Annotated in this window: 15 protein-coding genes; 6 read left to right on the forward strand and 9 right to left on the reverse strand. The window is 60.3% G+C overall.

What is annotated here, in order from left to right; genetic code table 11:
- Positions 1-59: 59 nt before the first annotated feature.
- Positions 60-2,921 carry a two-component system sensor histidine kinase RcsC gene (rcsC, locus tag ACJ8PI_RS12420; protein ID WP_041036029.1) on the reverse strand — a complete coding sequence of 954 codons (2,862 nt, stop codon included), beginning with the start codon at positions 2,919-2,921 and terminating at the stop codon, positions 60-62.
- 163 nt (positions 2,922-3,084) lie between these two features.
- Positions 3,085-5,727 carry a DNA topoisomerase (ATP-hydrolyzing) subunit A gene (gene gyrA, locus ACJ8PI_RS12425; RefSeq protein ID WP_004935906.1) on the reverse strand — a complete coding sequence of 881 codons (2,643 nt, stop codon included), beginning with the start codon at positions 5,725-5,727 and terminating at the stop codon, positions 3,085-3,087.
- Positions 5,728-5,939: 212 nt separating this feature from the next.
- Between gyrA and ubiG the strand changes: the two genes are divergently transcribed.
- The 4 genes from ubiG (at position 5,940) to yfaE (ending at position 10,870) form a co-directional block, all read left to right on the forward strand.
- A complete protein-coding gene (ubiG, locus tag ACJ8PI_RS12430) occupies positions 5,940-6,665 on the forward strand; it encodes a bifunctional 2-polyprenyl-6-hydroxyphenol methylase/3-demethylubiquinol 3-O-methyltransferase UbiG (RefSeq protein ID WP_033641383.1) in 726 nt (241 codons plus the stop codon).
- A gap of 454 nt (positions 6,666-7,119) precedes the next feature.
- The gene (gene nrdA, locus ACJ8PI_RS12435; protein ID WP_033635301.1) at positions 7,120-9,408 is read left to right on the forward strand and encodes a class 1a ribonucleoside-diphosphate reductase subunit alpha; all 2,289 of its coding nucleotides are present in this window, start codon (positions 7,120-7,122) and stop codon (positions 9,406-9,408) included.
- A 67-nt stretch (positions 9,409-9,475) separates the two neighbouring features.
- The gene (gene nrdB, locus ACJ8PI_RS12440) at positions 9,476-10,606 is read left to right on the forward strand and encodes a class Ia ribonucleoside-diphosphate reductase subunit beta (protein WP_019453694.1); all 1,131 of its coding nucleotides are present in this window, start codon (positions 9,476-9,478) and stop codon (positions 10,604-10,606) included.
- Positions 10,607-10,609: 3 nt separating this feature from the next.
- Positions 10,610-10,870: a class I ribonucleotide reductase maintenance protein YfaE gene (yfaE, locus tag ACJ8PI_RS12445; protein ID WP_033635302.1), complete on the forward strand. Its 261-nt coding sequence runs from the start codon at positions 10,610-10,612 to the stop codon at positions 10,868-10,870.
- A 59-nt stretch (positions 10,871-10,929) separates the two neighbouring features.
- Here the strand turns inward: yfaE and ACJ8PI_RS12450 are convergent, their stop codons facing one another.
- From ACJ8PI_RS12450 to ACJ8PI_RS12460, 3 genes are all read right to left on the reverse strand, one after another.
- The gene (locus tag ACJ8PI_RS12450) at positions 10,930-11,082 is read right to left on the reverse strand and encodes a Hok/Gef family protein (protein ID WP_004935921.1); all 153 of its coding nucleotides are present in this window, start codon (positions 11,080-11,082) and stop codon (positions 10,930-10,932) included.
- A 231-nt stretch (positions 11,083-11,313) separates the two neighbouring features.
- Entirely contained in the window at positions 11,314-11,436 is a 123-nt protein-coding gene (locus tag ACJ8PI_RS12455) for a helix-turn-helix domain-containing protein (RefSeq protein ID WP_230199872.1), read from the reverse strand.
- 135 nt (positions 11,437-11,571) lie between these two features.
- A complete protein-coding gene (locus ACJ8PI_RS12460) occupies positions 11,572-12,768 on the reverse strand; it encodes a nicotinamide mononucleotide deamidase-related protein YfaY (protein ID WP_164134526.1) in 1,197 nt (398 codons plus the stop codon).
- Between the two features lie 245 nt (positions 12,769-13,013).
- On the opposite strand from ACJ8PI_RS12460, the gene tyrP reads away from it, so the two are divergent.
- Positions 13,014-14,222: a tyrosine transporter TyrP gene (gene tyrP / locus ACJ8PI_RS12465; RefSeq protein ID WP_015378562.1), complete on the forward strand. Its 1,209-nt coding sequence runs from the start codon at positions 13,014-13,016 to the stop codon at positions 14,220-14,222.
- A 47-nt stretch (positions 14,223-14,269) separates the two neighbouring features.
- Here the strand turns inward: tyrP and ACJ8PI_RS12470 are convergent, their stop codons facing one another.
- The gene (locus tag ACJ8PI_RS12470; RefSeq protein ID WP_004935943.1) at positions 14,270-14,809 is read right to left on the reverse strand and encodes a YfaZ family outer membrane protein; all 540 of its coding nucleotides are present in this window, start codon (positions 14,807-14,809) and stop codon (positions 14,270-14,272) included.
- A gap of 338 nt (positions 14,810-15,147) precedes the next feature.
- On the opposite strand from ACJ8PI_RS12470, the gene katA reads away from it, so the two are divergent.
- The gene (gene katA / locus ACJ8PI_RS12475) at positions 15,148-16,584 is read left to right on the forward strand and encodes a catalase KatA (RefSeq protein WP_033653775.1); all 1,437 of its coding nucleotides are present in this window, start codon (positions 15,148-15,150) and stop codon (positions 16,582-16,584) included.
- 43 nt (positions 16,585-16,627) lie between these two features.
- Here the strand turns inward: katA and menE are convergent, their stop codons facing one another.
- Genes menE through menB form a run of 3 tightly spaced genes read right to left on the reverse strand, consistent with a single transcriptional unit; the run spans position 16,628 to position 19,841 of the window.
- The gene (menE, locus tag ACJ8PI_RS12480) at positions 16,628-18,013 is read right to left on the reverse strand and encodes an o-succinylbenzoate--CoA ligase (protein WP_164134525.1); all 1,386 of its coding nucleotides are present in this window, start codon (positions 18,011-18,013) and stop codon (positions 16,628-16,630) included.
- Positions 18,001-18,984, reverse strand: coding sequence for an o-succinylbenzoate synthase (gene menC / locus ACJ8PI_RS12485; protein ID WP_161764473.1), 984 nt, complete (start codon positions 18,982-18,984; stop codon positions 18,001-18,003). Before menC ends, menE begins: the two co-directional genes overlap by 13 nt.
- Positions 18,984-19,841, reverse strand: coding sequence for a 1,4-dihydroxy-2-naphthoyl-CoA synthase (gene menB, locus ACJ8PI_RS12490; RefSeq protein ID WP_033635308.1), 858 nt, complete (start codon positions 19,839-19,841; stop codon positions 18,984-18,986). The genes menC and menB overlap by 1 nt, the downstream gene beginning before the upstream one ends.
- Between the last annotated feature and the right edge of the window lie 10 nt (positions 19,842-19,851).

Below are 19,851 nucleotides of genomic sequence, written 5' to 3' on the forward strand. Positions count from 1 at the left end.
CCTGACTCACGGCAGGTTAACACCAAACAGGCACGGCATTCGCCGTGCCTGTTTGCTTTTCAAGCCTCGCTGCGGCTGTAGCGCACCTGCTGGCTGTAGTAAGCCAACGTCTGTTCCAGCGTCTCCAGCGTGACCGGTTTCGACAGGCAATTATCCATACCCGCCTCGAGGCAACGCTGCCTCTCTTCCGCCAGCGCGTTCGCCGTCACGCCGATCACCGGCGCGCTGAACTGCATCTGCCGCAGCGCCTGCGTCAGACGATAACCGTCCATATTCGGCATATTGACGTCGGTCAGCACAATATCGACGCGATGCTGTTTCAGCACGCCGAGCGCGTCGACGCCGTCGTTGGCGGTCACCACCTGATATCCCAGCGATCCCAGCTGATCGGACAACAGGCGACGGTTGATCGGATGATCGTCGACCACCAGCAGATGAATATCGCCGTTGTCCGCCGCGCTGGCCTTGGCGGGCACCGGCAGCTGCACCAGCGCTTCTGCCGCACCACTGCCGACGCCGAACAACCGGTTGAGCAAGGTCAGCGTTTCACGCGGCGTGGAGGTACTGTGCATCCAATAGCCCGGCCGGGTTTCCTGTGATGGGCCAATATGCTCGGTGGAGAATTGGATCTGAGCCAGCAGCGGCGCATCCAGCATCAGCGGATGATCGCTGAGCAGCACCTCTCCCGCGGCGGTCTCCTGCCCGTCATAGCGCTGGATATCGGCGCCGTAGCCGCCCAGGATCGCCATCAGGTAGCTTTCCAGCCGCTGATTGCGGATATCCAGCCACAGCCGACGCCCCTGCCAGGTATCGCTGGCCTGCGGGATCGGAAACTGGGCGTTAAACAATGGAATGCGAATGCTGAACAAGCTGCCCAGGCCCGGCTCGGACTCGACGGAGACGTCGCCGTCCATCAGGTTGACCAATTTCTCGCAGATCGCCAATCCCAGGCCGGTGCCCTGGAAATGACGCTGCACGCCGGTCCCCACCTGGAAGAACGGATCGAACAGGCGCGAAATCTCCTTCTCCGGGATGCCGACGCCGGTATCGCGCACGCTGAACTCCAGGTAGCTGCCGCGGGTGCAGACCTGCAGCACGATACAACCGGTATCGGTGAACTTGATGGCGTTGTTCACCAGGTTGGAGAGCACCTGCTGCAGCCGCACCGGATCGCCGAAGATACGCTCCGGCACGTTCTGTTCGATAAAGCAGTACAGCCCCAGACGTTTCTTGACCACCAGCGGCAAATAGTTGCCGGCGATATGGGTGATCACCTCCAGACAGGAGAACTCGCGCGGTTCAATCTTCAACTGCTCGGACTCGATTTTGGAGAAATCGAGGATATCGCTGATGATTTTCAGCAGCAGGCCGGAAGAGTTGTTCATCGCATTGACCAGCCGATCGACCCCTTGCGGCAACGCCTTGGTTTGCAGCAGATCAAGGTTGCCGATGATGCCGTACAGCGGCGTGCGCAGCTCATGGCTGACGGTGGCCAGGAACATCGATTTCGACTGGCTGGCCTGCTCCGCCGCCGCCGCCATCTCCTGCAGCGACTCTTCCATCTTCACGCGCGCGCTGACGTCCACCAACACGCAAATCGCCACCTCTTCGTTACGGTAGCGCGAATGGACAAAGCTGATCTGCAAGTTGTTGTTGTTGCTGGTCATCACATCGACGAAATTCGCCTGCTGTTCGCAAATGATGCGCGTTATGCGATCGCGATCTTCGTGGGTCAACAGGTTGATGTAGTTGTGCGCCAGTTCGTTACTCAGGATATTGGTGCCGTCGCTGATGCGCAGGATACAGATGCCCACCGGCGCCGAAGCGACGATCTTGCGGTTGAACTGCTCGTGCTCTTCCAGGCGAAACGCGTTGTCCTCCGCCGGCAGGAACATCTTGCGCTCAAACAGCCACGCCAGCGTGAACAGCACGATGGCCGACAACAGGTTCAGCAACAGCGCGTTGAGGATCAGCATTTTGAAGCGTTCCACCACGCTTTTCACCGGCAGCGCATAGACGATGCTCAGCGAAGAAGGCGGCAGCGCTTTCTTCAGGATCAGGTCGCGGTAATTGTCGACATAACCGAAGTAGGCATGCTCTTCGGGGTAGCTGTTGAGCGCAGCGGCATAGCGTTCGCCATCCGCCAGGCGCAGCACCGGCTCGTTGTTCTCATCCAGCAGCGTGACGCCGATCGGCAGGTTGCCGGCGGTAACGAAATCTTCCAGCCGAACGGTTTGCTCGATGCCCAGCAACGCCTCCAGCTTGTTGCCGATATAGAGAGGCGTCAGCACGTACAGATAACCGACGTCCGGCCGCTGCGCGCTGGGGCTGATCCAATACAGGTTGTTGTCTTTGTCGAGATTCTTGGCGTTGCGGTATTTCAGAATCCGCTCGTGCAGCAACTTCAGCATGTTTTCCCGATTGGCGCTCGCGTTGCCGCCGCCGAATTCCGCCATACACAGGCTGTCGCCGCCGATGAAGAACACCCGGTTGAGATCGTAGGCCGCCACGAAGTTCTCTTTCCAATACTGGATCAGGCCGCTCAGCGAATCGAGCGAACTGCGATAGGTGGTGCTCAGCGCGCAGTTGGACTCCGGGTACAGCGGAAAGAATTGCGGCGGGCTGCCCTTGCCGGGGATCACGCCGCTGAACATGTCCAGGCCGCTGACCGAACCGTTGAGGCGGTTTTCCGCCATATACTTGATGTCGCGAATGATGTCAGCGGAGTGACGGATGTAGCCCTGCGCCTGGTCGAAGTTGAGGTTGTACTCCTGCCGGATGTCCGATTCTTTCTGATGCAGGATATTCAGAATATAAAAGGTGGTGAGCAGCGCACCCAACGACCACAGCAAAATCGCCAGTACCCGGAACAGATAGCGGGATATCTTCAGCGTAGTTCGAAAAGAGGCTAAGTATTTCAATCGGATACCATACGAAAGTCAGTGGCGGCGCACGCTGTCGCCGGCGCGGCGGCCGGCGGCTCGGTGCGCCAATTAAACCATATAACTGAAAAAGGGCCTAGCATCGCTGCCAGACCCTTTTGTCTCAGTACATCATGGTGCCGGCATGCCGACGCCCTTTGCTTTAAACGTTGTCGTCGTCCATCGGCTCAGCCGCGTCGTCGCCATCGTCCAGCGGCGTGGTGTCTTCTTCCACCGCTTCCGCGCCCGGCTCCAGGCTGTCCAGCTCTTCGTCTTCCACCGGCTCGGCCACGCGCTGCAGACCGACGACGTTTTCGTCTTCCGCCGTGCGGATCAGCGTCACGCCCTGGGTGTTACGGCCCACCACGCTGACTTCCGAAACGCGAGTACGCACCAGCGTGCCAGCATCGGTGATCATCATGATCTGGTCGCTGGTTTCCACCTGCACGGCGCCGACCACCTGGCCATTACGCTCGCTCACCTTGATGGAGATAACCCCCTGGGTGGCGCGCGACTTGGTCGGATACTCGGTCACCGCGGTACGTTTACCGAAACCGTTTTGCGTGACGGTCAGGATGTCGCCTTCGCCGCGCGGCACAATCAGCGAGATCACGCTGTCGCCTTCGCCGAGGTTGATGCCGCGCACGCCGGTCGCGGTACGGCCCATCGAACGCACCTGCGTTTCCGGGAAGCGCACCACTTTACCGTTGGCGGAGAACAACATCACTTCGTTGCTGCCGTCGGTCAGATCGACACCGATCAGCTCGTCGCCCTCGTTGAGGTTGACGGCGATGATGCCGGCGCTGCGTGGGCGGCTGAACTCGGTCAGCGCGGTTTTCTTCACGGTACCGCTGGCGGTGGCCATGAACACGTGGCGCCCTTCTTCATACTCGCGCACCGGCAGAATGGCGGTGATACGCTCATCGGCTTCCAGCGGCAGCAGGTTGACGATTGGGCGACCGCGCGCGCCGCGGCTGGCTTCAGGCAGTTGGTACACCTTCATCCAGTACAGGCGGCCACGGCTGGAGAAGCACAGGATCGTATCGTGGGTGTTGGCCACCAGCAGACGATCGATAAAGTCTTCTTCTTTGATACGCGCTGCAGACTTGCCTTTGCCGCCGCGGCGCTGCGCTTCATAGTCGGACAGCGGCTGATACTTCACGTAGCCCTGGTGAGACAGGGTCACCACCACGTCTTCCTGATTGATCAGGTCTTCGATGTTGATGTCGGAAGTATTGGCGGTGATCTCGGTGCGGCGGCCGTCGTTGTACAGCTCTTTGACTGCCACCAGCTCTTCGCGGATCACTTCCATCAGGCGCTCTGGGCTTTCCAGGATAAAGATCAGCTCGGCGATAAAGTTGAGCAGCTCTTTATATTCGTCCAGCAGCTTCTCGTGCTCCAGGCCGGTCAGTTTCTGCAGGCGCAGATCCAGAATCGCCTGAGCCTGCTGCTCGGTCAGGTAGTATTTGCCGTCGCGGATGCCGAACTCCGGCTCCAGCCACTCAGGGCGGGCGGCGTCGTCACCGGCGCGCTCCAGCATGGCGCTGACGTTGCCCAGATCCCACGGCTGCGCCACCAGCGCGACTTTCGCTTCGGCCGGGGTCGGCGCACGGCGAATCAGCTCGATGATCGGATCGATGTTGGCCAGCGCGATAGCCAGCGCTTCCAGGATATGGGCGCGGTCGCGGGCCTTGCGCAGTTCGAAGATGGTGCGACGCGTAACCACTTCGCGGCGGTGACGCACGAAGGCTTCGAGGATGTCTTTCAGGTTCAGCAGCTTAGGCTGGCCCTGATGCAGCGCGACCATGTTGATGCCGAAAGTGACCTGCAGTTGCGTCAGCGCATACAGGTTGTTCAGCACCACTTCGCCGACCGCGTCGCGTTTGACTTCGATCACGATGCGCATGCCGTCTTTATCGGACTCGTCGCGCAGCGCGCTGATGCCTTCCACACGCTTTTCTTTCACCAGCTCGGCGATCTTCTCGATCAGACGCGCCTTGTTCACCTGATACGGGATCTCGTGAACGATGATGGTTTCGCGCCCGGTCTTGGCGTCGGCTTCCACTTCCGCGCGCGCGCGCAGGTAGACTTTGCCGCGCCCGGTGCGGTAGGCCTCTTCAATGCCGCGACGGCCGTTGATGATCGCCGCCGTCGGGAAGTCCGGCCCCGGGATGTGTTCCATCAGCCCTTCGATGCTGATGTTTTCATCGTCGATATAGGCCAGGCAGCCGTTGACGACTTCCGCCAGGTTGTGCGGCGGGATATTGGTGGCCATGCCCACGGCGATGCCCGACGAGCCGTTGACCAGCAGGTTCGGGATCTTGGTCGGCATGACGGCCGGGATCTGCTCGGTGCCATCATAGTTAGGCACGAAGTCGACGGTTTCTTTTTCCAGATCCGCCAACAGTTCGTGAGCAATCTTGGACATGCGCACTTCGGTATAACGCATCGCCGCGGCGGAGTCGCCGTCGACGGAGCCGAAGTTACCCTGACCGTCCACCAGCATGTAGCGCAGTGAAAACGGCTGAGCCATACGCACGATAGTGTCGTAAACCGCGCTGTCACCGTGCGGGTGATATTTACCGATCACGTCCCCGACGACACGGGCCGATTTCTTGTATGGTTTATTCCAGTCGTTACCCAATACGCTCATCGCGTACAGAACGCGGCGGTGAACCGGCTTCAGTCCATCACGAACATCTGGCAGCGCACGTCCGACAATAACGGACATCGCATAGTCCAGATACGAGTTTTTCAACTCGTCTTCGATGTTTACCGGTGTGATTTCTCTGGCAAGGTCGCTCATGGAGCTGCTATCCCTCTACTAATGATTCATCTGCCCGCTGCCATAGTGGCAAAGGTGTAAAACTATATCACAAAGCACGCTTTACGGGAAAATAACCGCCGCTGTTTCACGGAAATTGTGCAGATAAGTGCGCTAAAAACGCATCGGCGCAGACGATGCCGCGCCGGAACATGTATAATCCGCGCAACGAGAACAAGGAGCCAGACAAGCCCATGAACGCAGAATCATCCAGCCGAGTGCAAAACGTTGACCACCAGGAAATCGCCAAGTTCGAGGCCGTCGCCTCCCGCTGGTGGGATCTGGAAGGCGAGTTCAAACCGCTGCACCGCATCAACCCGCTGCGCCTGAACTACATCATGCAGCGTGCCGGCGGCATTTTTGACAAGCAGGTGCTCGACGTGGGCTGCGGCGGCGGCATTCTGGCGGAAAGCATGGCGCGCGAAGGCGCCAAGGTCACCGGCTTGGACATGGGCGCGGAGCCGCTGCAGGTCGCGCGGCTGCACGCGCTGGAAAGCGGCATGAACGTCACCTATGTGCAGGAGACGGTGGAAAGCCACGCTCAGGCCAACCCGCAACGCTACGACGTGGTCACCTGCATGGAGATGCTGGAGCACGTGCCGGATCCGGCCTCGGTGGTGCGCGCCTGCGCCCAGCTGGTGAAACCGGGCGGCCACGTGTTCTTCTCCACCATCAACCGCAACACCAAAGCCTGGCTGATGGCGGTGATCGGCGCGGAGTACGTGCTGAAGATGGTGCCGCAGGGCACCCACGATCATAAGAAGTTCATTCGCCCTTCCGAACTGATCGGCTGGGTCGACGGCACGCCACTGCGCGAAAAGCACATGATCGGCCTGCATTACAACCCGATCACCGATCATTTCAAGCTTGGGCGCAACGTTGACGTAAACTACATGGTGCACACCCAGCACGAAGGTTAAGCGCTGTAAACCGCGCCGGCCCTGCATTACCGGGGGGCGGCGCCGTTGGCGTATTCGGAAAAATACCTAATTTCCGCGATTTCGCTCAAAATACCCGTTGTAAACAGTTTTTTAGAATATTAAAACAGATCAATATGCCGTTTTTTTCTAACGTTTAATAAAGCGCCCGTTTAATAAAGCGCCAAACGATCGATTTTTTCAGTTTTTCAGTAAAATCTGATCGCGCTTATTGACAAGCTTGTCGCGCCAGTCACGGCGCGCACTGCGAACGGCAAGTTACATTTCACCCCCAAGTTATCCACAAATTAGGCCGGTTTTGTTCACTTGCAAACGCCGTTTTTTCTCACTATCTTGTTACCTCACCGACATACAACCCCTATATATAGTGTTTACATACTGAGCAGAGCGACTACACTTCTGCTTAGGGGCACCATACGGACAGGTAAAACACCACATGAACCAAAGTCTGCTTGTAACTAAACGCGATGGCCGTAAAGAGCGCATCAATCTCGACAAAATCCACCGGGTCATCGATTGGGCCGCAGAGGGATTACACAACGTCTCGGTTTCTCAAGTAGAGTTGCGTTCACACATTCAGTTTTATGACGGCATCAAAACCGCCGACATTCACGAAACCATCATCAAAGCCGCAGCCGATCTGATATCCCGCGATGCGCCGGACTATCAGTACCTGGCCGCTCGCCTGGCGATCTTCCACCTGCGTAAAAAGGCTTATGGCCAGTTCGAGCCGCCGAAGCTGCACGCTCACGTGACGCGCATGGTCGAGATGGGCAAATACGATAAGCATCTGCTGGAAGACTACAGCGCTGAAGAGTTCGAGCAGATGGATTCCTTTATCGATCACTGGCGCGACATGAACTTCTCTTATGCCGCCGTCAAGCAGCTGGAAGGCAAGTATCTGGTGCAGAACCGCGTCAGCGGCGAGATCTACGAAAGCGCCCAGTTCCTGTACATGCTGGTGTCCGCCTGCCTGTTCTCCAACTACCCGCGTGAAACTCGTCTGGACTACGTCAAACGTTTCTACGACGCGATTTCCACCTTCAAGATTTCGCTGCCTACGCCGATCATGTCCGGCGTGCGCACCCCAACCCGCCAGTTCAGCTCCTGCGTGCTGATCGAGTGCGGCGACAGCCTGGATTCCATCAACGCCACCTCCAGCGCCATTGTGAAATACGTTTCGCAGCGCGCCGGCATCGGCATCAACGCCGGCCGCATCCGCGCGCTGGGCAGCCCGATCCGCGGCGGTGAAGCCTTCCATACCGGCTGTATTCCGTTCTACAAACACTTCCAGACCGCCGTCAAATCCTGCTCGCAGGGCGGCGTGCGCGGTGGCGCAGCAACGCTGTTCTACCCGATGTGGCACCTGGAAGTGGAAAGCCTGCTGGTGTTGAAAAACAACCGCGGCGTTGAAGGCAACCGCGTGCGTCACATGGACTACGGCGTGCAGCTGAACCGCCTGATGTACCAGCGTCTGATCAAGGGCGAAGACATCACCCTGTTCAGCCCGTCCGACGTGCCGGGGCTGTATGACGCGTTCTTCGCCGATCAGGACGAATTCGAACGCCTGTATACCCAGTACGAGAAAGACGACAGCATTCGCCAGAAGCGCGTGAAAGCGGTTGAGCTGTTCTCGCTGATGATGCAAGAGCGCGCCTCTACCGGCCGCATCTACATCCAGAACGTCGACCACTGCAACACCCACAGCCCGTTCGATCCGCAGATCGCGCCGGTGCGTCAGTCCAACCTGTGCCTGGAAATCGCCCTGCCGACCAAGCCGCTGGAAGACGTCAACGACGAAAACGGCGAGATCGCGCTGTGCACCCTGTCGGCCTTCAACTTGGGCGCGATCGACAGCCTGGACGATCTGGAAGAGCTGGCGACCCTGGCGGTGCGCTCACTCGACGCCCTGCTGGATTACCAGGATTATCCGATCAAGGCCGCGCACCGTGGCGCGATGGGCCGCCGCACCCTGGGCATCGGTGTCATCAACTTCGCCTATTACCTGGCGAAGAACGGCGTGCGCTACTCCGACGGCAGCGCCAACAACCTGACGCACAAAACGTTCGAAGCCATTCAGTACTACCTGCTGAAAGCCTCCAACCGCCTGGCTCAGGAACAAGGCGCTTGCCCGTGGTTCAAAGAGACCACTTATTCGCAGGGCATCCTGCCTATCGACACTTACAAGAAAGACCTGGATGCGGTCTGCAGCGAGCCGCTGCACTACGACTGGGAAACCCTGCGTAAAGAGATCCAGGAAACCGGCCTGCGCAACTCGACCCTGTCTGCGCTGATGCCATCGGAAACCTCTTCGCAGATTTCCAACGCCACCAACGGCATCGAGCCGCCGCGCGGCCACATCAGCATCAAGGCGTCGAAAGACGGCATCCTGCGCCAGGTGGTGCCGGAGTATGAGCGTCTGAAAGACAACTACGAGCTGCTGTGGGAAATGCCGAGCAACGACGGCTATCTGCAGCTGGTGGGGCTGATGCAGAAATTCATCGACCAGTCGATTTCGGCCAACACCAACTACGATCCGACCCGCTTCCCGGGCGGCAAGGTGCCGATGAAGCAGCTGTTGAAAGACCTGCTCACCACCTACAAGTTCGGCGTGAAAACGCTGTACTACCAAAACACCCGCGACGGTGCGGAAGACGCCCAGGAAGATTTGCAGCCTGCCAAGGCCGGCGATGACGACTGCGAAAGCGGCGCCTGCAAGATCTAAAGTTTGACCTAGCGGGCCGGAATTTTCCGGCCCCTTCATTTAGCCACGTTACGATGGATTCAGGCTTATGGCTTACACCACTTTTTCTCAGACCAAAAACGACCAGCTGCAAGAGCCGATGTTCTTCGGCCAGTCGGTAAACGTTGCGCGTTTCGACCAGCAAAAGCATGAAATCTTCGAAAAGCTGATCGAAAAGCAGCTCTCCTTCTTCTGGCGCCCGGAAGAAGTTGACGTCTCCCGCGATCGCATCGATTACCAGGCGCTGCCGGAGCACGAGAAGCATATCTTCATCAGCAACCTGAAGTATCAGACGCTGCTGGATTCCATCCAGGGCCGCAGCCCGAACGTCGCTCTGCTGCCGCTGATCTCGATCCCTGAGCTGGAAACCTGGGTGGAAACCTGGTCATTCTCCGAGACCATCCACTCCCGTTCTTACACCCACATCATCCGCAATATCGTCAACGATCCGGCGCTGGTGTTCGACGACATCGTCACCAACGAAGAGATCAAAAAGCGCGCGAAAGACATCTCCGGCTACTACGACGATCTGATCGAGATGACCAGCTACTATCACCTGCTGGGTGAAGGCACCCACCAGGTGAACGGTAAAACCGTCACCGTCAATCTGCGCGCGCTGAAGAAACAGCTGTACCTGTGCCTGATGAGCGTGAACGCACTGGAAGCGATCCGCTTCTACGTCAGCTTCGCCTGCTCCTTCGCGTTCGCCGAGCGCGAACTGATGGAAGGCAACGCCAAAATCATCAAGCTGATCGCCCGCGACGAAGCGCTGCACCTGACCGGCACCCAGCACATGCTGAACCTGATGCGTTCCGGCGCCGACGATCCGGAAATGGCGGAGATCGCCGAGGAATGCCAACAGCAGTGCTACGATCTGTTCGTGCTGGCTGCCCAGCAGGAAAAAGAGTGGGCGGAATACCTGTTCCGCGACGGCTCGATGATCGGCCTGAACAAAGACATCCTGTGCCAGTATGTGGAGTACATCACCAATATCCGCATGCAGGCGGTCGGCCTCGGTCTGCCGTTCGAAACCCGCTCCAACCCGATCCCGTGGATCAACGCCTGGTTGGTGTCCGACAACGTGCAGGTGGCGCCGCAGGAAGTGGAAGTGAGCTCCTACCTGGTTGGCCAGATCGACTCGGAGATCAACGCCGACGACCTGAGCGACTTCGAACTGTAAGCGATGGCGACGCCAATCGTAACGCTGCGCGCCGCCGGCACGCAGCTCTCCTGCCCCAACAGTGAAAGCTGCCTGCTCGACGTGCTGGAGTTGCACGACGTGCAGGTGGAGTACCAATGCCGCTCCGGCTATTGCGGCGCCTGCCGCCTGAAGCTGGTGAAAGGCGAAGTGGCCTACCGCCAACAGCCGCTGGCGTTTATCAACGCCGGCGAAATCCTGCCCTGCTGCTGTATGCCGCTGACGGATATCGAGCTGGAAATGTAAAGTCGGGTGCCGGAAACCGCGCCTGGAGACCAGAAGGCGGGGTTGCCCCCGCCCTATGATTACCGCTTCACCTCACACGCCAACCTGATCAGGATAGTGATATTTTCCTGGTAGATTTTCAGCTCGCACAGCGAGTCTCTTATCATCCAGATAAATAACAAAACCGTAATACATACAACGGTTAGCGAGTGAAACACATGCCTTAAGCGCATGCTTGCCTCCTTGCTGTGAAGGGGCTACCATACCGGTGTCTAGGCGGTATGTGCAGCCCCATTCTGATTGAGAGTCAGTCTGGGGCTTTCATCTATCCGCCTTGTCACACAATGCCCAAGACGAACAGTCTCAAGCACCCGCCAAAAGAGTAACAGCATTCCCTCGCCGCGAATATCCCCTATAACATTATGATTAATCAGGGATATATAACTATCCTCAAAGTATTCCGCTTAGCGCCCCTTTCCTGCCGATGCGGAAAAATAACGCGCCGGGGGATCGCCAAAGGCTTTGCGAAACATGGCGATAAAATTACTCGGCGAGGCATATCCCAGCGTTTCCGCGATCTGCAGCACGGTTTCGCCGCGCAGGCACTCAGGAACTACGGTACAGAACTGCAAACGCGGGGCGCGGCGGCGATACGCCTTTCACGCCTGGCGTCCGAACGGCTGCAGCAAAACCGTGACGCCGGCAACTCGGCGCCATGACCGTCACTCGATAATTTCCACCACCTCCAGCCAGGCGTTTTTACCGCACGCCTGGCCCCCATTCAGCCAGCGGCGCAGCATATCCAGCGCCAGCATCGCCACCGACTCCTGACGCAGCCGCAGGCCGTGGCGCGACGCGCGATAGCGCACGGTCTGGCCAATGCCGCCGCGCGGCGTATGCAGCGCAATGCTCACCTGATCGTCGCACATGGCGCTGACCGCCAACGCCAACGGCGCGCCGGTCAATTCCGCCAGCGAGCGGGCGCGCGCCAGCGTCGTTTCCAGCGTTTCGATACAGTGCGCCGGCAGCAGCTCTCCCCCTGCCAACGGCGCCCCTTCGCTCTGCAGCTGCAGATTGATCAACCCGCCGCTGAACTGTTCGCTCAACGCCAGCTTCAGCCCTTGCTGATTCAGGCGCTGCGTCAGCGTCGCCGGCAACCCGATAGTGCCTTCAAAAATGCAGTTGTCCCCCGCCACCTCGCGCACACGCCGCCAGGCCTGATCCATTTCCACACGCCGGCTTTCCGGCCCGGTCAGCTTCAGCTCGATGATCGGGCTGGAGGAACGGTAACCCAGCACCACATCCGGCGGCAGCGGCATACCGTCCAGCTCGGCGGCCAGATCGCTCTCGGAGGTGCCGAAGGTGGTCAGGCGCAGGCAGAGCGGCGGCGTCGGCAAGGTGAAGCGCTGGCGCAGACGCGGCACGATCTGCTGTTCGACCATCACTTTGAATTCCGACGGCACGCCGGGGGTGAAGAACATCTGACATCGGTTCAGCTGCAGCGCGAACCCGCAGGCGGTGCCCACCGGGTTATCCAGCATTTCCGCGTTGGCCGGGATCTGCGCCTGCTTGCGGTTGGAAGGTGCCATCGGCCGCCCGCGCTCAGCGAAATAGGCTTCCATGCGCGCCAGCCAGTCGGCCCGTTCGACCAGCTCTACGCCACAGGCTTTGGCGGCGGCCAGCGCGCTGAGATCGTCGCTGGTCGGCCCCAGGCCGCCGTTGACGATCAGCACATCGGCGATATGGCTTCGTTCCTGCAGGATCTCGATCAACGCAGAGAGGCTGTCCCCGACCGTTTCCCGCCCGCTCATCGGCACTCCCTGCTGGAACAGGTAGTCCGCCAGCCAGGCGGCGTTGGTATCAATAATTTGCCCGTGCAGCACCTCATCGCCGGTGCTGAGCATCTCCACCCTTAACATTGATCTCTCCCACATTTTTTGGTCATTCCACTATAGAAGCCCGTAAATAACTTTTCACTAGCCGCCTGCGGATAATTTCAGCCATGGGTCCGTTCCTCATGTGCCATGTAGCTCGCCGCAATGTAAACATTACTGTACACCATGCGTAACGTCGATTTGACACAAATTAGGGCTTCCACTATCCTGCCATCCTCATAAATCGTTACCTATAATTTTCAAAATCTTTCGGCTGGTAGAGAAAAAACGTGAAGAATCGCACTCTTGGCAGTGTTTTTATCGTGGCGGGCACCACCATTGGCGCCGGGATGCTGGCGATGCCGCTGGCGGCGGCCGGCGTCGGCTTCGGCGTCACGCTGGCCTTACTGGTCGGGCTGTGGCTGTTGATGTGTTACACCGCGCTGCTGCTGGTAGAGGTTTACCAGCATGAGCAGGCGGATACCGGTCTGGGCACCCTCGCCAAACGTTATCTCGGCGGCGGCGGCCAGTGGCTGACCAGCTTTAGCATGATGTTCCTGATGTACGCCCTCACCGCCGCCTACATCAGCGGCGCCGGCGAACTGCTCGCCACCAGCATCAGCCAGTGGACGTCGCAGGACTTCCCGGTGTCGCTCGGCGTTCTGCTGTTCACCCTGGTGGCCGGCGGCGTGGTGTGCATCGGCACCCACTCGGTCGATTTGTTCAACCGCATCCTGTTCAGCGCCAAAGTGGTATTTCTGGTGGTGATGCTAGGCCTGATGTTGCCGAATATCCACCAAACCAACCTGATGACGCTGCCGCTGGAGCAAGGCCTGGCGCTGTCGGCTATTCCGGTGATCTTCACCTCTTTCGGCTTCCACGGCAGCGTGCCGAGCATCGTCAACTATATGGGCGGCAACATTCGCAAACTGCGCTGGGTGTTTATCATCGGCAGCGCTATCCCGCTGATGGCCTACATCTTCTGGCAGCTGGCAACGCTGGGCAGCATCAGCTCCGACACCTTCGTCGGCATTCTGGCGCAGCAGGCCGGGCTGAACGGTCTGTTGCAGGCGGTGCGCGACGCGGTGGCTTCGCCGCACGTTGAACTGGCGGTGCACCTGTTCGCCGATCTGGCGCTGGCGACCTCGTTCCTCGGCGTCGCGCTCGGGCTGTTCGATTTCCTGGCCGATCTGTTCAAGCGGCAAGACAACGTGCGTGGCCGCCTGCAAACCGGTGCCATCACCTTCCTGCCGCCGCTTGCCTTTGCACTGTTTTATCCTCGCGGCTTCGTGCTGGCGTTGGGATTCGCCGCCATCGCTCTGTCGGTGCTGGCCCTGCTGTTGCCTTCACTGCTGGTATGGAAAACGCGCCAAAAACATCAGGCACAGTATCGCGTCTGGGGCGGTACGCCGGCGCTGGCGTTGGTGTTTGTCTGCGGGGTGACGGTGATCGCCATTCAACTGGGCATCGCCAGCGGCATGCTGCCGGCGGTAGGGTAAGCGGAACAGAAAGAACAAAGGGGCCTGAAGGCCCCTTTTTCACAGCGTCAGAAGCTCAGACCCACGCCGACGTAAGGGCCATCGGCCAGCGTGTTGTCGCGACGCCCGTCTTTGCCTTCCATTTGCATGTAACGGTAGCCCACGTCCACGCTCAGCGGACGGAACTTCCAGCGCAGGCCGCCGCTGGCTTCGTTATAGGCTTTCACGCCGCTGGTGAAGGATTCAGGGGCAAAGTACCCTTCGCCGTGCAGGCTGAAGTAACGGTTGATCTCCCACTCCAGGCCGCCGCCCAGCGCCACCGCCCCGCCGCTCTTCCCGTCTTTCGGGCTGAGGTACAGCGCTTTGGCACCCACGGTCGCCGTCAACGGCCCCAGCGGCACGCCGAAGTTCAGCCCCACGCTGCCGACGTTACCGTCGTGGTCGCTGCGCGCCCAGTTGCCGGTCAGGCCCAGACCAGAAGAGCCGGTGCTCATGCCAACGCCCAGGTTGGTGTAGTGCTGCCCGGCTTCGCCCGACACGCTGATGGCGTTCGCCGCGCCGGTCACCAACAGCAATCCTGCCGCGCACGCGACCCAAGTCTTTTTCATCATCTTTCCCTCTGGTTTGTCATCCGTACCGAATGATCGAATCAACGCATAATAATAACGTCACGAGTCTATACCAAAGCGCAATGAGTATTTAAGGGATAAAAGCGAAAAAATTCTTCAATAATCAAATAAATGTAAATATTTGCAAACAAGATTCTATATTCGTCAAGGCAATGCCAACGATAACCGAGACCTATTTGCCGTCGCTCGGCAATAGGGCTACAACTAGTAGTGGCTTTGACCAAGGTCAGGGGAAGAAGCCCCGCCAAAGGACTATGCTGATGAACGCTTAAACCGCCCGAGTCTTTACTTAACTGCACTACGATAAGGAGCAAGTGATGAGCAAGAAAGGACTGACCACCGCAGCCGGCGCCCCGGTTGTCGATAACAATAACGTGATCACCGCAGGCAAACGCGGCCCGATGCTGTTGCAGGACGTGTGGTTCCTGGAAAAATTGGCCCACTTCGACCGTGAAGTCATTCCCGAGCGCCGCATGCACGCCAAGGGATCCGGCGCTTACGGCACCTTTACCGTCACCCACGACATCACCCGCTACACCCGCGCCAAGATCTTCTCCGAGGTCGGCAAACAGACCGACATGTTCATCCGCTTCTCCACCGTCGCCGGTGAACGCGGCGCCGCCGACGCCGAACGCGACATTCGCGGCTTCGCCATGAAGTTCTATACCGAAGAAGGCAACTGGGATTTGGTGGGTAACGATACGCCGGTGTTCTACCTGCGCGATCCGCTGAAATTCCCCGATCTCAACCACGTGGTGAAACGCGATCCGCATACCAACCTGCGCAACCCCGTCTACAAGTGGGACTTCTTCTCCCACCTGCCGGAGTCGCTGCACCAGCTGACCATTGACTTCAGCGATCGCGGCATTCCGAAATCCTATCGCCACATGCACGGCTTCGGCAGCCACACCTTCAGCTTTATCAATGCCGCCAACGAACGTTTCTGGGTGAAATTCCACTTCCGCTGCCAGCAAGGCATTGAAAACCTGATGGATGAAGAAGCGGAAGCGATCATCGCCAAGGATCGCGAAAGCTCACAGCGCGATCTGTTCGACGCGATCAAACGCGGCGACTTCCCGCGCTGGAAGCTGCAAATTCAGATCATGCCAGAACACGAAGCCTCGCAGACGCCATACAACCCGTTCGATCTGACCAAGGTGTGGCCGCACGGCGACTATCCGCTGATCGACGTCGGCTATTTCGAGCTGAACCGCAACCCCGACAACTACTTCTCCGAGGTTGAGCAGGTGGCGATGAACCCCGCCAACGTGGTGCCGGGCATCAGTTTCTCGCCGGATAAAATGCTGCAGGGCCGTCTGTTCTCCTATGGCGATGCGCACCGCTATCGCCTGGGCGTCAACCACCACCAGATCCCGGTGAACGGCGCCAAATGCCCGTTCCACAACTACCATCGCGACGGCGCGATGCGCGTGGACGGCAACAGCGGCAACGGCGCCACCTACGAACCAAACAGCTTCGGCCTGTTCCAGGAGCAGCCGGACTTCAGCGAGCCGCCGCTGAGCATTGAGGGCGCGGCCGACCACTGGAATCATCGTGAAGACGACGATTACTACAGCCAGCCGCGCGCGCTGTTCAACCTGCTGAGCGCCGAAGAGCACCAGCGCATGTTCACCCGCATCGCCGGCGAACTGTCGCAGGTGCCGGAGCAAATCCAGCGCCGTCAGGTCGAGCTGTTCACCAAGGTGCACCCGGACTACGGCGCCGGCGTCGCCAAGGCGCTGGGGCTGCAATAACCCCCTGCCGTCATCCACTCAGCCGCCCTTTCGGGCGGCTTTTTTATGCCTGAGAGAGGCGCTGCGCCACCCATTGCTGCAACTGGCGGCGCGAAATCTTGATGCCGCCGTTTTTCAGCTCGTCAGGCAGCGGGAGCAGCGCCGCCGGGCGTTGGAAATTGGCCAGCTTGTCCTGCGACCAGGCGAGCAACGCCGCCAGCGACAGCGACGGATCGCCGTCGATTACCGCCACCGGCCGCTGGCCGAACTCGGCGTCCGCCGCCGGCACCACAAACGCCTGCGAAATCTGCGGGTGCGCCGCCAACACGCGTTCGATATCCTCCGGCTGCACCCCTTCGCCGCCGCTGAAAAACAGGTTGTCCAGCCGGCCGAGAATACGCAGTTCCCCCTCGGCCATCGCGCCGCGATCGCGGGTCGCGAACCAGCCCTGAGCATCCGCCAGCGGCTGCAGCTGGCCATGACGCCAGTAGCCGAGCGCCAGGCTGTCGGCGCGGATCCAGACCTCTTCGTCCACCAGTTTTACCTCGCGGCCGCTGAGCGGCAGGCCGACGCCCGGCCGCGCATCGGCGCGCTTGGCGCACACCGTGGAGGCCAGTTCGGTCAGCCCGTAGCCGCACCAGCAACGGATCCCCGCCGCCTCCGCCCGTTCGGTCAGTTCCACCGGGATCATCGCGCCGCCGAGCAGCACCGCCTTCAGCGTCATGCCCGCCAGCGGTTGCGCCAACAGCCGCCACAGCTGGGTCGGCACCAACGAGGCATGCGTGCATCCCGCCAACGCCTCGTTCAGCGGGTGCATCTCGCGCACCGCCAACCGGGCGCCCGCCGCCAGCCAGCGCCAGACAATGCCCTGTCCGGAGACGTGAAACAGCGGCAATGACAGCAGCCAGCAATCCTCGCGCTGAAACGCCATCAGCCCCAACACCCCGGCGGCGCTGGCCAGATGGTTGGCATAGCTGTGCGCCGCCGCTTTCGGCATGCCGCTGGAACCGGAAGTCAACGTCAGCGTCGCCAGACGCTGCGCATCCCACATCGGCAGGTCTGGCCAACGCGGCTCGGTCGACGGCGGGGTCAATCGAATCACGTCTTCCGGCAGCGCCGGCAACGAGTCTGGGCCGAAGACAAAGGTCATATCCAATTCCGGCAACAGCTGCGCCAGCAGCGGCGTCGGCAAGGCGGGATTGAGCGGCAACAGGCGTGCGCCGCACTGCAACAGCGCCAGATAGGCCAGCAGCAGTGGATAGCTGTTTTTACCGCACAGCGCCACGCCGCAGCCCGGCTCCACGCCCTGGTGCTGGAAATCCGCCGCCAGCTCATCCACCTGGCCTTGCAACGCCAGCCAACTCAGCGGCCGCTCGCCAAGCAGCAGCGCCGTCGCCTGCGGTTGAAGGCTCGCCCAGTGCCGCCATGGCCAATCGCTTAACGGCGCCATAGGCACTCCAGCGCCGAGGCATCCAGCAGCGGCAATGCGCTACCCGGCCAAGGCCGCAGCACCTGCGCCTGCATCAACCCCAGCGTGTCCAGCCCCGGCACGGTGTCCGGCGTCAGCCAGCGGGCGATGCGCGCCAGCTGGGTCAATCCCAGGCTGGACTCGATGCTGGAGCTGATCACCGCCGTCAGCCCCGCCGCGTGCGCCTGCGCCACCAACGCCTGGCAGCGCGCCAGGCTGCCGACCAGCGTCGGCTTGATCACGATAGCCGCCACGCCCGGCTCGGCCTGCACCACAAAGTCCGCCTCGCGCACGCTCTCATCCCAGGCGATGGCGATGCCGGTCGCCCGGGCGAAATCGCGCGATTCATCACGGGTCTTGCAGGGCTCTTCCAAAAAGGCAATGCGATCGCGCCACGCCGGGTTGACGTATTTGGCGAAGCCGTCGGCTTTGGCGCGGGTCCAGCTGCGGTTGGCGTCCAGCCGCAGCCGCAGATCCGGCAGCGCCTCCAGCAGCACGTTGACGATCATGCCGTCGCGCACCGCCTCATACAGCCCCACCTTCACCTTGGCGACTTTCTCGCCCGGCAAGGCGTTCAATGTCTCGAACAGCTCATCCGGATCGCCGGTACACAGCGGCGCCTTGCGGAAATCCGCCTGCGTCGGCAAGCGCTGCTCCAGCTCGGCCTGCGCGCAGCTGAGCCCAAAGGCCACCGAAGGCAGCGCGCTGTCATCCGGTTCGTTGCCCGCCAACCAGGCCTGCAGCCAGTCCAACGCGGCCTGTTCGGCCTGCGCCAGCGTTTCCCGGCTGAATTCCGGCAGCGGCGCGATCTCGCCCCAGCCTTCACGCTCGCCCTGACGCAGCTGCACCACCCATCCGTCACGCGTTTTCAACCGCTGATTGCGCAGCACCACGCCCGCCTCCATCGGCAGGCTGTAACGGTAAAGCGCCGCGCTGCGGTTTACCCCGTTCATTACGGGTTACGCTTGAATTTGCTGAAGTCCGGCTGACGCTTCTCGTTGAACGCGTTGCGCCCTTCCTGCCCTTCGTCGGTCATGTAGAACAGCATGGTGGCGTTGCCCGCCAGCTCCTGCAAACCGGCCTGGCCGTCGCAGTCGGCGTTCAGCGCCGCCTTCAGGCAGCGCAGCGCCATCGGGCTGTTCTGCAGCATTTCGCGGCACCAGCGCACCGTCTCTTTTTCCAGATCGGCCAGCGGCACCACGGTATTGACCAGCCCCATGTCCAGCGCGGCGGCGGCATCGTACTGGCGGCACAGGAACCAGATTTCACGCGCCTTCTTCTGGCCGACGATGCGCGCCATGTAAGACGCGCCCCAACCGCCGTCGAACGAGCCCACTTTCGGGCCGGTCTGGCCGAAGATGGCGTTATCCGCCGCGATGGTCAGATCGCACATCATGTGCAGCACGTGGCCGCCGCCGATCGAATAGCCGGCCACCATCGCCACCACCGGTTTCGGGCAGGTGCGGATCTGGCGCTGGAAGTCCAGCACGTTGAGGTGATGCACGCCGCTGTCGTCGCGATAGCCGCCGTAATCGCCGCGCACTTTCTGATCGCCGCCGGAGCAGAAGGCCTTATCGCCGGCGCCGGTCAGAATAATGACGCCAATGCCGTCGTCGTAACGGGCGTTGGCCAGCGCGTCGATCATCTCTTTAACCGTTTGCGGGCGAAACGCGTTGCGCACCTGCGGCCGGTTAATGGTGATTTTGGCGATGCCGTCGGCGGACTTGTGATACAGAATGTCTTCGAAATCGCCGGTGCAATCCTGCCAGGCGATAGCGGCATACAGCTGTTCTTCATTCGGATAAAGCATGTTCGGTTCC

The sequence above is a fragment of the Serratia sp. CY82433 genome, from assembly GCF_052166535.1.
Taxonomy (GTDB): Bacteria; Pseudomonadota; Gammaproteobacteria; order Enterobacterales; family Enterobacteriaceae; genus Serratia; species Serratia sarumanii.

Excerpts from the sequence above, each read along its gene's own strand:
- ubiG (WP_033641383.1), top strand. The coding sequence starts at position 5,940 with ATGAACGCAGAATCATCCAGCCGAGTGCAAAACGTTGACCACCAGGAA.
- nrdA (WP_033635301.1), top strand. The coding sequence starts at position 7,120 with ATGAACCAAAGTCTGCTTGTAACTAAACGCGATGGCCGTAAAGAGCGC.
- katA (WP_033653775.1), top strand. The coding sequence starts at position 15,148 with ATGAGCAAGAAAGGACTGACCACCGCAGCCGGCGCCCCGGTTGTCGAT.
- nrdB (WP_019453694.1), top strand. The coding sequence starts at position 9,476 with ATGGCTTACACCACTTTTTCTCAGACCAAAAACGACCAGCTGCAAGAG.
- menC (WP_161764473.1), bottom strand. The coding sequence starts at position 18,984 with ATGAACGGGGTAAACCGCAGCGCGGCGCTTTACCGTTACAGCCTGCCG.
- ACJ8PI_RS12450 (WP_004935921.1), bottom strand. The coding sequence starts at position 11,082 with ATGCGCTTAAGGCATGTGTTTCACTCGCTAACCGTTGTATGTATTACG.
- yfaE (WP_033635302.1), top strand. The coding sequence starts at position 10,610 with ATGGCGACGCCAATCGTAACGCTGCGCGCCGCCGGCACGCAGCTCTCC.
- gyrA (WP_004935906.1), bottom strand. The coding sequence starts at position 5,727 with ATGAGCGACCTTGCCAGAGAAATCACACCGGTAAACATCGAAGACGAG.
- menB (WP_033635308.1), bottom strand. The coding sequence starts at position 19,841 with ATGCTTTATCCGAATGAAGAACAGCTGTATGCCGCTATCGCCTGGCAG.
- ACJ8PI_RS12460 (WP_164134526.1), bottom strand. The coding sequence starts at position 12,768 with ATGTTAAGGGTGGAGATGCTCAGCACCGGCGATGAGGTGCTGCACGGG.
- menE (WP_164134525.1), bottom strand. The coding sequence starts at position 18,013 with ATGGCGCCGTTAAGCGATTGGCCATGGCGGCACTGGGCGAGCCTTCAA.
- ACJ8PI_RS12470 (WP_004935943.1), bottom strand. The coding sequence starts at position 14,809 with ATGAAAAAGACTTGGGTCGCGTGCGCGGCAGGATTGCTGTTGGTGACC.